The organism is Paraburkholderia elongata (assembly GCF_013177735.1).
GTDB classification, from domain to species: domain Bacteria; phylum Pseudomonadota; class Gammaproteobacteria; order Burkholderiales; family Burkholderiaceae; genus Paraburkholderia; species Paraburkholderia elongata.
In genome coordinates, this window is record NZ_WOEZ01000294.1 from 1 (window position 1) to 11955 (window position 11955).

Consider the following 11955-nt stretch of genomic DNA (forward strand, 5'->3'; position numbering starts at 1 on the left):
GACCGGAACGGCATGCTACGTTCAACCGAACGCGTATCGGAGCCCGGTTAGATCGGATGGGTCCCGAGCATTGGTCAATGGCAGCTTTTGGGGTGCTATCTGTCGTTCGAATGTCCGCGTCACGAGCGTGGCCAACGTCCGAAGATGGCCGAGGCTGTTGAAAAAGTCGGTGATGGTCGTTCTAACCCGGTTTTCATGGGTCGCTTTACCCTTAACCGATGCTCCCGAGCGGTTTGTGGGGCGATCAGAGAGGTCGAATATTTCGCTCGTGGTGTTAGGGCGACGCGCTACGACTTTTTCAAATGTGAGGGACTTCCCCAACCTGAGGCGACATTGAAGTCGCACGGCATCGAGTGCCAGGATTGAGGTGTCAGCCATCAATCTGAACAGGAGGGGAAGTCATGGACCAGCTTACTACCGTCGGAATCGACCTGGCAAAGGATGTGTTCGCGATCTGCGTGCTCGACGCCACGGGCGTGGTGCTGCAGCGGCGCGTGCTGCGACGCGATGCCTTCATGCGATGGGCTGAGCAGTTGTCGCCGTGCCGCGTCGCAATGGAAGCATGCGGTTCGTCCCACCACTGGGGTCGCTGGTTTGCCGCGCGTGGTCATACCGCCCGGCTCATTCCAGCCGAGTTCGTCAAGCCGTTCAGGCCAGGCGGCAAGAACGATGCGGCTGATGCCGAGGCGATCGCCGTTGCGGCCCGGCAGCCAACCATGCGCTTTGTGGCGATCAAGTCCGTCGAGCAGCAGGCCATTCTGGCGTGGCATAGCGTACGCCAGGGCTGGCAGGAGGAACGTACTGCGCTGCTGAACCGCACGCGCGGACTGCTGGCCGAATTTGGGGTGGTGATCGCGCGTTCGGCAGACCGCTTTCTCAGCGCGTTGCCCCAACTGATCGACGACGCCAGGCTGCCTGATCCTGTGCACTGCATGTTGCTCGAAGTGCGCGAACAACTGGTCGCGCTGAACCTGCGGCTCGCCCGCTGCGACCATCAGATCGCGACACACGCCAGAAGCAGTGACGTCGCAAGACGCGCCGGCGAACTGCTCGGAGTCGGTCCGGTGACCTCGAGTGCCATGGCCGCTACGGTACCCAATGCGAAGGTGTTCAGGAACGGCAGACAATTCGGCGCCTGGCTGGGCCTGACACCACGGCAGCACAGCTCAGGCGGCAGGACGCGGCTAGGACATATCAGCCTGCGCGGCAACGTCTATCTGCGCACGCTGCTCGTTCAGGGCGCCCGAAGTACGTTGCAGTCAGCACTGCGTGCCGACCCCACGCACGCAAGCCGCCTGCAACGGTGGATCAGGCAGCTCCACGAACGAAAGGGATATCACAAGACGCTGATTGCGATTGCCAACAAGCATGCGCGGATGCTGTGGGCGATGCTCGCAAAGAACGAACATTACGACGCCGATGCATGGCAACGGCATCCCATGCATCCGCCGTTACCACCCGCAGCATCCTGATCCGGTTAGCCTGAGACTCAACTACTGCTCGACGCGATAGCAAGACGAGGTCGGACCGAACGGGAGAAGAACCCGACGATTCTGTTGGCGAGTCATTACCGCATGAGCCCTGGTGCCTCATGCCTGTTCGCCGGTTTTCAAATAGGGTTCTCCTGTGCGGCTCATATCGTGGCCCGCCCGATACGTCTCGGGCAACAAGGCCGTTTGCAAAGACGCAGTCTGTTCCTGGTATTGCTTCGAAGCGCGAGCCCTAGCTGACAACAGAGAAGTGATATGGCCGCCCAACCAACTGGACCACCAGCAACACTGGCGCCGTGCATTTGCCGGCGCCAACCAATCTCACCCCGATCTTGACTTTCGGGGGAAGTCCTTGCAAACAGAATCGGGAGAGCAGCGGCCATTTGCCTCTTTGAGTTGATCGGCAAATCATCGCCGACAATCATTACTGGTCAAGTCGCCTGTACTCATGGAGCCGACGTGGCGACGACGGCGCGTCAGCCTCTTTTGCCGCGGTGCCCGACCCGGTGCAATTCTTGGCGGGTGAAAGTTCGACCGTTCATCAATTGATCCGCCGTGTAATTGCACCAGCTCTGGCAGGCCCTTGTGTACAGGCGCATCAACTCTTTCGGCCAATCCACGTCGGCGGGCTCCGAATTAGACCGCAAGAAACGGATATCGACCTGCGAAGCCCAGCTGCATGATGGGACCCGTTATCACCAATTCAAGCAAACTTCTGTGACCAAAGCTCTTGATTACGCACACGATGCCGCGAAAGCCTGGATTGAAGGTCTCGACGCACGGCCGGTGGCAGCGCGGGCGACGCTGAGCCAGCTCAGGAACAGGTTTCGACACGCTCTCCCAGAGACCGGCATGAAGGCTGAAGAGGTTATTCGTTGGATTGCAGAGAATGCCAACGACGGGATGCTGGGGAGTGCGGGGGGGCGCTTCTTTGCCTGGGTGATCGGCGGTGGTCTCGAATCGGCTCTGGCCGCCGACTGGCTCGTCGCGACCTGGGATCAGAACGCCGCGCTCTATGCCTGCGGCCCAGCAGTGGCGGTGATCGAGGAGGAGGCTGGCGAATGGATCAAATCATTGCTCGATCTGCCGCACGAAGCGTCTTTTGCCTTCACTACCGGGTGTCAGCTTGCGCATGTCACCTCGCTGGCAGCGGCGCGCTACGCCGTTCTAAAGCGCGCGAACTGGGACGTTGAAAACGACGGCCTGTTCGGTGCTCCGCGAGTCACCATCATGACCAACGAACAAAAGCATGGATCAGTGGAACGTGCAGTCCGATATCTTGGGTTTGGACGCGCCTCATTCATGTCGTTGCAGACCGACGATGCAGGCCGCGTTATGCCACAAGCACTGAGGCGAGCGCTCGCCAAAGCGACAGGCCCTGTCATCGTGATTCTAAACGCCGCCGATCTGAACGTCGGCGCTTGCGATCCATTCGCCAAACTGATCCCCGTGGCGAAGCAGGCCGGCGCGTGGGTACATATCGATGGCGCCTTCGGCCTCTTTGCGCGTGCTAGTCGCCGACATCGCGCTCAGCTCGAAGGTGTCGAGCAGGCGGATAGCTGGGTCACAGACGGACACAAGTGGCTCAACGTTCCATTTGACTGCGGCATCGCGATCGTTCGCGATTGCGATGCGCATCGTGCTGCGATGACGCTCAGCGCCTCCTACATTGCTGCCGAAGAGAGCGCGCGCGACCAAATTGACTGGAACCCTGAGTGGTCCCGCCGCGCTAGAGGCGTCCCCGTCTACGCCGCGCTCAAGGAGTTGGGACGGCAAGGGGTCGAATCCATGGTGGATCGCTGCTGTGCGCACTGCCATGCGCTCGTCACGGGCATCGGCGCGCTGGCGGGCGCCGAAGTTGTGGCATCAGCAAACCTGAACCAGGGGCTGATTCGCTTTTGGAAGCGTGGCCAGACGCCTGAGCAGGACGACGCCTTCACGGACGAAGTCATTCAACGGATCAATACGACCGGTGAGGCATTCTTCTCGGGTACAACCTGGCGCGGGCGACGAGCCATGCGGGTAAGCGTTGTCAATTGGCGGACGTGCGCGAGAGACGTCGAGCGCGCGATCGCCGCAGTGCGCTCGGTCCTCGCTGCCATCGACACGTCTGCGGACTACTTAATCTGAACGTCGATACGTCGGGCCTCAGCTGGGCGGCGCATGGAGTTGCAACACATGCTCGCCGGCTGGCTTGAAATCTGGAGTTGATCATGAGTTTTCGCATTACTGGCCTTTCCCCTGAACCCTTCCGACATCTGTATGGTCTCAGCGACCAAGAGCTGGCGCTCTATGGGGTCAAAAGGTACATCGCCGACAAGAGGCCTGGCTTCCCAGACCGCATCGAAATGCGAGACGTTTCGGTCGGGGAGAAACTCCTGCTACTCAATCACGTCTGCCAGCCAGCCAACACTCCGTATCGGGCCACCCATGCCATATTCGTGAGAGAAGGCGCAGAAAATGCCTACGATCGAGTGGACGAAGTCCCAGAGGTCATACGCGCACGCCTGCTGTCCCTTCGCGCCTATGATGCCGAGGGCATGATGCCGGATGCCGATATAGTCGATGGAAAGGAGATCGAAGACGTCATATCACGATTTTTCGTATCCCCTCGTGTTGCGTACATTCACGCTCACAATGCAAAACGCGGATGCTATTCGGGCCGGATTGACCGCGTCTGAGGCAGCCATTCCCGCCTATGAAAAGTTGATCTCGACTGCAAGTGGATCGTCCTTCAACAGAGCAAAGACAGCGGAGAGCACTACGAGGGCAAAGGCGTGGATCGCGACACGATGAACGTTTCGACGCTAGGGAGCGGGCGACGAGCACATCGGTTACGCGAATCCGGTTCGCGCAGTCCTTGTGAAAGCTTATGTCGTTTGTCCGCTGTCGGTTGAATAACGGACCGTCGGCCGACCGTTCACGCGTGGGAGCGAAAGACTGGAAATGGCCGAACCCCGCCCGATCGCTTAATTATGCAACCTGATGGGGTGGTGCACCGCGTCGTTGATGCGTTGCATCCAGCCACCCGTTACTGACGGCCCGTCGCCGCCCTGATGACTCCCGGCGCAGTCCGCATCTCCATGGAAAAGATTGCGCTGCGTGGCGAATCGCACATGCAAAACCGCGGCGAGCGCGCGCTCGAAGGCCTCGGCATTGTCGTCGGCAGGCGTAATCGCCGCGAGTGCCCGTGCGAACCCCGACGCACCTTCAACGGCCGTATTGCCGAATGCACCATTCCCCAGCGAAAACTCGCGCTGCACGTCTTCTTTTAACGCCTGAACGCCCGCTGCTACTTTTTCGTATGTTTGATCAGACGCTCCGACGTGATTCTCAAGGTCGGATGCGCACATCGTCGGCACACACGCGAGCACATTCCTGTTGCTATCGAGGCGCGCCGCGAGGGTCTTGATGTACGCAACTTCGACTGCGGGGATGCTATCGCGCCGGGCACAGCACGCGTGCGCTCGCGAGGCGCCCTGCATCGCCGATGCGAAACACGCGAAGTCATGGAAGCGCAGATGGCTGGCGGCACAGTCAAGGACGGCTTCGGGTAGCAGTCCCAGTTCGTGGGCCACCGACAGACTCGTCTTCATCACGAGCAGGAGAAGCTCACTCCACTCATCGTAACGGCACCCTCTCATCGAACTCTCGTTCATTGCGCACCCCGCGTAGACGTGTCGCATGAAGCCATGCTATGCCGGGTCGGCTTTCAGCACCATTTACGCGGCAGGGTACGCGCACAGTCAGCTTTCTGTCGTCACTCCAACAGTTAGAATCCGGCCGCCAGTCGCACCGCGCGTGCGATCTCATCGCGCTCTGCTGCCGGCGGATGGGAGTTAAGCCCAGGTAGAATCACAGGAGGTCGCTATTATGCGCGATTCGTCATTGTTAAAAACGAAGGACAAATCCCGCGCGGGTTGGCATGATTCTAATTGCGTGTCGGTAAGTTGATGATTTACTGAACATTTTCAGGAGAAGTTTAAAAGCCCGTGCGCCGTTGTCGCCAGTTCCTCCCCTTGCTTGACTGCGGGACCTCCTGCAAAGCGGGATTACGGGCTTGGCAGTGAAAATCTGCCGACGGAGGGGATAGGAGCAAGACGGTTTGCTTTGCAGTGTTTTTGCGGTCACCACCCTGCATTTGGGGAGTTCGCAAATGCACAAAAAGTCGCATCACAATAAGAGCCGAAAGGCTCGCAGAGTTCTGGTCAAGGCCGCCATTGCCTTGGCCTTGATAGGAAGTCTGACCTCGTGCACGTTTGGAGTCGGGGTCCTGTGGGATGAGTGGCAACCATTCGAAATCGTTGTTGGTGCTCTGCTAAAGACGGTGGTCGCACTTCTCTTCTAGCCCCTGTCAAGGGCATGAGCGTAAGCCTGAAAGGAACGCTATGCCCCGGGTTCTCAGCCTCGACAAACCCCGGCCCCAAGCCGGGGTTTGTCTTTTCTGGCGCAGAAGACTGGAGGTAGAGCGAGCATCCCCACGTAGAAATGCACTGCCTGCTTCGGCTATCTGGATGGAATTTTGCGAATTGGTGTACAGAGCGCCCGGACATGAGTTGTTTGGTAAGCACCAGCGAACGTGTCGCGAGCTCGGGATTTGTCCGTAGACGACCCGTTGCTGCCAGTCACTCGCTCATTCCGAGGGGCCGAAGACAAGCGGCAAGCGGCCGGTCAGAGCTCTTCTTCAGCCGGGCAGGCTTTGCTTAACAAATGTCAGCGTTCTGTTTTTTTCGGTAGCGGTGCGTCGACGGAACTGACGCACCGTCCCCCTCTCAAACTAGCAGACGACTCGTTTCACACGCCGGCGGAGCGATGTCCGCCGTGCTGCTGCGTCTGGATGACACCGTGGGCTCATCCAAGCCAGCCCTTGATGGTATCGGCCATGACGTTGGTCGAGATGCCATAGCGATCGTGCAAGGTCGGCAGCGCGCCCGCACCGAGAAACTCATCGGGCAGTGCGATTTGGCGGTACATCGGCGTGACGCCCGCCGTGAGCAGCGTGGTCGCGACCGCTTCGCCAAGCCCACCGATCACCGAGTGATTCTCGGCGACCACCACCATGCGACCCGTGCGCCGGGCTTCGCGCAAGATCGTCTCAGTGTCGAGCGGCTTGATGGTCGGCACGTGCAACACGCCAACTCCCACGTTGTCCGCTGCCAGCAACTTCGCCACCTCCAGCGAGCGCATGGTCATGATGCCCGACGAGATGATCAGAACTTCGGCGCCGTCGCGCAGCAGCTTGGCCTTGCCGAGTTCGAACTGGTAATCGTATTCGTCGAGCACGGCCGGAACGTTGCCACGCAGCAGGCGTGCATACACCGGGCCGTTATGCGCGGCAATCGCAGGCACCATCTGCTCGGTGTCGAGCGCGTCGCACGGATCGATGACGGTCATGTTCGGCATCGCCCGCATCAGGGCAAGATCCTCGGCCGCCTGATGGCTCGGTCCGTAGCCGGTCGTGAGGCCCGGCAGCGCGCAGATGATCTTCACGTCGAGGTTGTCCTCGGCGATGGCCTGGTGCATGAAGTCATACGCGCGACGGGTTGCGAATACGGCGTAGGTCGTTACGAACGGCTGGGCGCCTTCATGCGCCATACCGGCGGCCGCGCCCATCAGCAACTGCTCGGCCATGCCCATCTGATAGTAACGGTCTGGAAACTCCTTTCCGAAGATATGCAGGTCGGTGTACTTGCCGAGGTCGGCGGTCATGCCGATCACGTTCTTCTTCTCCCGGGCCAGTTGGGCCAATGCATGACCGAACGGCGCGGAACGCGTGACTTGTCCTTCGCCGGCAATAGAAGCGATCATCGCCGAGGTCTTCAGACGCGGCTTCTTGGTGAGGGTGGTATCGCTCATGCTTGTCTCCCTGCTTCGAGTGCTGCGAGCGCCAGTTGCCACTCATGGGCATCGACGCGGATGAAATGGTTCTTTTCCCGTTCTTCGAGGAACGGCACGCCGCAGCCCATGCGCGTATCGCAAACGATAATCCGGGGCTGCTCTTTCGGATGATTGCGTGCAGCATCGAAGGCCGCCTTCACTGCGTCAATGTCGTTGCCGTCCACGCGCTGCGTGAACCAGCCAAATGCTTCGAGCTTCTCGACGAGCGGCTCGAACGCCATGATCTTCGAGGAGGGACCGTCGGCTTGCTGGTTGTTGACGTCGACCATGGCGATCAGGTTGTCCAGCTTCCAGTGAGCGGCCGACATAAGACCCTCCCAGATCGCGCCTTCATCGAGTTCGCCGTCGGAGAAGAGCGTGTAGACGAAGGCGTTTGAGCCCTTGCGCTTCAGTCCCAGGCAGCGACCCACCGCGATCGTGAGACCGTGGCCGAGCGAGCCGCCGGACATCTCCATGCCGGGCGTGTAGCTCGCCATTCCGGACATCGGCAACCGGCTGTCGTCGCTGCCGTACGTTTCGAGTTCTTCCGGTGGCAGGAAGCCGGCTTCGAACAGCGCGGCGTAAAGCGCGATCGCATAGTGGCCGTTGGACAGCAGGAAGCGGTCGCGGCCTTCCCAGTCGGGGTTGTCGGGCTGGTAGCGCATCGCGCCGAAGTAGGCAACCGCGAGTACATCGGCGATGTCGAGTGCCTGGCCGATATAGCCTTGGCCCTGTACTTCGCCCATCAGCAAGGCGTTTCTGCGAATCCGATAGGCGCGCTCGGCGAGCGTCACCGCATCTGATGAGGGACTGTTCATGGTGTCTCCTTGATTTAAAAAGTGAGTCTTTGCAGCGGACGGTGTCAGCGATTGACGGTTTTGGCTGGCACGAGGAAAACAAGCCCGGCACCGATGACGATAGCGACCGAGATAAAGATGAGCCCAGCCGTCGACTTACCGGTCAGGTCGTTCAACCAGCCCACGATGGCCGGCGAGAAGAACCCTGCGAGATTGGCGAAACAGTTCACCGCGGCGATACCCGCTGCGGCGGACATGCCGCCGAGGAGTGCGGTCGGCAGTGACCAGAACTGCGACGACGAAGCGAGGATGCCGGCGGCGGCCACGCTTACACACACCAGCGACGCGCCGACTCCGCCCAGCATCGGAAGCGTTGCAAAGCCTGCCGCCGATACGAGCATCGGGATCGCAAGATGCAGACGACGTTCGCGATGGCGGTCAGCGCTTGCTCCCACCAGCGGCAGCGCAATGATGGCGCACAGGTACGGGATGGCCGTAAAGACACCCACCCACAGTGGGTCGGCCACGCCGGATTTGCGGATGATCGTCGGCAGCCAGAACGTCAGCCCATACTGACCGAGCACCACGCAGAAGTAGATGGCAGCCATCAACCACAAACGACGATCGCCGATAAAAGACCTGATCGACACATGGGCGACCTTGTGGGCGTTGTCATTCGCCACGTTGCGTGCGAGGAGCGCTTTCTCCGGATCAGTGAGCCACTTGGCCGCAGCGATACCGTTGTCGAGGTAGAGCAGGATGGCGACGCCAAGGAGCAACGACGGCAGCGCTTCGAGGATGAACAGCCACTTCCAGCCGGCGAGACCCTGCACGCCCTGGAACGCATGCAGGATATAACCGGACAGCGGCCCGCCGACAATACCGGCAAGCGGAATCGCCATGAAGAAGAGGGAAAGCGCCTTGGCGCGCCGCGCCGACGGAAACCAGTAAGTCAGATACAGGATGACGCCTGGCGCGAACCCTGCCTCGGCCACGCCCAATAGAAAACGGAGAACATAGAAGGTGGTGGGCGACTTGACAAAGACGAAGCAGGCCGAGATCACAGCCCATGTCAGCATGATGCGAGCGAGCCAGTTTCGTGCGCCCACTTTATGCAACATGAGATTACTCGGTACTTCGAAGAGGAAGTAACCGAGGAAGAAAATACCGGCGCCGAAGCCATACACGGTTTCACTGAATCGCAGGTCGTTGAGCATCTGCAGTTTCGCGAAGCCCACGTTGACACGATCGAGATAAGCGCCCAGATAGCACAGCATCAGGAACGGTATCAAGCGCCGTCCCACTTTCGCATACGTTTTTGATTCGAAGCTCGCCGGATCGGCGAGCGATGTGACATCGCCCGTCATTGACGGCGCAGTGGCCTTCGTTTTCATGGTTGTCTCCTGCCATATCGCCCCGGGTTTTACCGCCGGGTGCATTGACCCATCCGCCGCAATCGCGACGGATGTCGTACTTAGTGGATCAACATGCCGCCGTTGACGTCGAGCGTGATGCCGGTGAGGTAGGCCGACAGGTCGCTCGAGAGGAACAGACAGGCGTTCGCGACGTCGGCCGCATCGCCGAGTCGGCCGAGTGGAATGCCCTTGATGATGTCGATGCGCATCTCGGGCGTGAGCTTGTCGCCCGTGATATCCGTCTGGATCAGGCCCGGCGTGATCGAGTTGACGCGGATGTTGTCCGCCCCGAGTTCACGCGCCATGGCACGAGCGAGACCGAGTACGCCCGCTTTTGCAGCGCTGTAGTGAGGACCGCCGAAGATGCCGCCGCCGCGTTGCGCGGAAACGGATGACATGCAGACGATGCTGCCGCTCTTTTGCTCTCTCATTTGCGGAATGACCGCTTGCGACATGTAGAGCGTACCGCGCAGGTTCACGTCGATGACCGCATCGAAGTTGTCGGCTCCGATGTCCATCGTCTTCAACGGCTGGGTGATACCCGCGTTGTTGATCAATCCGTCGACACGACCGTACTTCTCGATGACCGCCCTGGCGGCAGCCATGCATGCGGCCCTGTCGGTCACATCGCAGGCGAGGCCGAGGTGTTCTTCGCCGAGGTCACGCGCGGCACTCTCGGCGTCTTCCTTGCGAAGGTCCAGAATCACCACTCGCGCGCCTTGGGCGGCAAGCGCTTTTGCGGTTGCCTTGCCGATGCCGCGCGGCGAAGCTGCACCGGTTACGATTACGACTTTGCTGTTGAGCAACATGTTTGTCTCCATGGATCGTGTTAGTTGGTAGACGCAGTTTCAGCGCTTCAACCATCTCGATCAATGCAGTCCGGCTCAACTATTGCTGACGAATTTTCAGGTGTCGCTGCACCGTAGAGTCACAGGCGTCAGGCAGTGGCCCTTTCGCATAAGGCAGGGCGCCGCCGTCCCGCCTGGCGCGGCCTGGCGCTACACGGCGTCACGGCTGATCTCTTGCTCGACCCAGGTCAAAAATTTGCCAATGCGCGGCAAGTCCGCGTTCTGGGAAGGGTAAACGAGGTGATGGGCCCCGACCTCGACCGCATATGTGCGATCGAAGACCGGTACGAGCGAACCTCGTTTGAGATGGACCGATGCGAGCATCGTGCTTTCGAGCGCGATGCCGTGTCCCAATGCCGCGGCCTCGAGCGACATGTACGAGCGGTCGAACGCGAAATCGTATGCCTTGCGGGACACCGCGACGCCGAACTTTCCGAACCATTGCTTCCACTGCACGAGCGGAGTCTCCGAGAAGATCAGGCGGCGCTCGAGCAGGTCCTCGGGGGTACGCACCGGAAATTTTCTCAGGTATTCCTCCGATGCAAGAGGCGCGATGAATTCATTGCGAAGCGTTTTGATCTCGCCGTCGGTCCAATGCGCATAGCCGTGTCGTACGTCGACATCGTAGTAGCCGGACGTGAATGAAACATCCTCATATGAGCACGCCAGATTCAACTGAATGTCGCCGTTCGCTTCCTGGAATGAAGCCAGGCGCGGCAGCAGCCACATCAGTCCGAAGCTGGGACTCGAATGAATGCGAAGGATCTCCACGCCCGACTCGCTCGATGCGCGCTCCGTCGCGCGGCTCAGATCGGCGAGCGATCCGGTGACATCGGCCAGATATTGCTGACCCGTCGGCGTCAGCACGAGTCCCCGCCCCAGTCTCGTGAACAGGGCCCTTCCGACCATGGATTCGAGGTTGGCAATCTGATGGCTGACCGCCGATGGCGTTAACCCTAATTCATCAGCCGCCCGATTCACGCTCTTTGTGCGGGCGACACTCTCGAACGCGATGATGGATTTTAGTGGTGGGATGCGCATTGTTCACGGATGCAGAGGTTGCGAACCGTCTTGGGTCAGGGTCTACTGCTTCGCTACTGGCAATTCCAGAAATGTCGCGTACCCGGGAGCCAAAGGCAAGCCGGGGTTCCGCCGATAGGCGATCGGTTCACAGAGGCGCGAGACGTTGTGCGAATACGAGGGCCGAGCCGGGCGACCGAACGCGTCCGGCAGTCGGGAAGTGGCGGGTCCCGGGCCGACAGCCGACGTTCAGATCCTCTGACCGTCTGGCGGCTTGTGGCCGGTTGCACGCGTTCGGCACCTTCACCGTAAGCCGCCGATCGAAAACACTCGCCCTGCGTCAGCGGCGGCTTTGTGGCGTCACGGCTCAGCGGGTGCAATCGGCCATGAAGGGCCATTCGACTAGCGCCACCGAATGACCGAAGGTTGGCACACAGCCGACGTCGCGAGCGCGCGGCTAGCCGAATCGAAAGTTGCTGAGATCAATGGACACGAGCAACAAGTCGCG

9 protein-coding genes are annotated in these 11955 nt (G+C 60.2%); 3 read left to right on the plus strand and 6 right to left on the minus strand.

Going from position 1 to position 11955, the window contains the following annotated elements:
- Positions 1–401 precede the first annotated feature (401 nt).
- The 3 genes from GNZ13_RS47840 to GNZ13_RS47850 all read left to right on the plus strand — a co-directional run bounded on the left by GNZ13_RS47840 (position 402) and on the right by GNZ13_RS47850 (position 4171).
- A complete protein-coding gene (locus tag GNZ13_RS47840) occupies positions 402–1472 on the plus strand; it encodes an IS110 family RNA-guided transposase (protein WP_172178146.1) in 1071 nt (356 codons plus the stop codon).
- A gap of 603 nt (positions 1473–2075) precedes the next feature.
- Positions 2076–3620: a pyridoxal phosphate-dependent decarboxylase family protein gene (locus tag GNZ13_RS47845; RefSeq protein ID WP_328807411.1), complete on the plus strand. Its 1545-nt coding sequence runs from the start codon at positions 2076–2078 to the stop codon at positions 3618–3620.
- Positions 3621–3703: 83 nt separating this feature from the next.
- Positions 3704–4171, plus strand: a complete 468-nt coding sequence (locus tag GNZ13_RS47850) for a DUF1203 domain-containing protein (RefSeq protein ID WP_172178148.1) — start codon at positions 3704–3706, stop codon at positions 4169–4171.
- Between the two features lie 288 nt (positions 4172–4459).
- Here GNZ13_RS47850 and GNZ13_RS47855 read toward each other — a convergent pair whose 3' ends face one another.
- The 6 genes from GNZ13_RS47855 to GNZ13_RS47880 form a co-directional block, all read right to left on the minus strand.
- Positions 4460–5149, minus strand: a complete 690-nt coding sequence (locus GNZ13_RS47855) for a hypothetical protein (protein ID WP_172178150.1) — start codon at positions 5147–5149, stop codon at positions 4460–4462.
- Positions 5150–6341: 1192 nt separating this feature from the next.
- A complete protein-coding gene (locus GNZ13_RS47860; RefSeq protein WP_172178152.1) occupies positions 6342–7346 on the minus strand; it encodes a transketolase family protein in 1005 nt (334 codons plus the stop codon).
- The gene (locus GNZ13_RS47865; RefSeq protein ID WP_028195183.1) at positions 7343–8185 is read right to left on the minus strand and encodes a transketolase; all 843 of its coding nucleotides are present in this window, start codon (positions 8183–8185) and stop codon (positions 7343–7345) included. The genes GNZ13_RS47860 and GNZ13_RS47865 overlap by 4 nt, the downstream gene beginning before the upstream one ends.
- 44 nt (positions 8186–8229) lie before the next feature.
- A complete protein-coding gene (locus GNZ13_RS47870) occupies positions 8230–9558 on the minus strand; it encodes an MFS transporter (protein WP_172178154.1) in 1329 nt (442 codons plus the stop codon).
- Positions 9559–9638: 80 nt separating this feature from the next.
- Positions 9639–10388, minus strand: coding sequence for an SDR family NAD(P)-dependent oxidoreductase (locus GNZ13_RS47875; protein ID WP_172178156.1), 750 nt, complete (start codon positions 10386–10388; stop codon positions 9639–9641).
- Between the two features lie 189 nt (positions 10389–10577).
- The gene (locus GNZ13_RS47880) at positions 10578–11468 is read right to left on the minus strand and encodes a LysR substrate-binding domain-containing protein (protein WP_172178158.1); all 891 of its coding nucleotides are present in this window, start codon (positions 11466–11468) and stop codon (positions 10578–10580) included.
- Positions 11469–11955 lie beyond the last annotated feature (487 nt).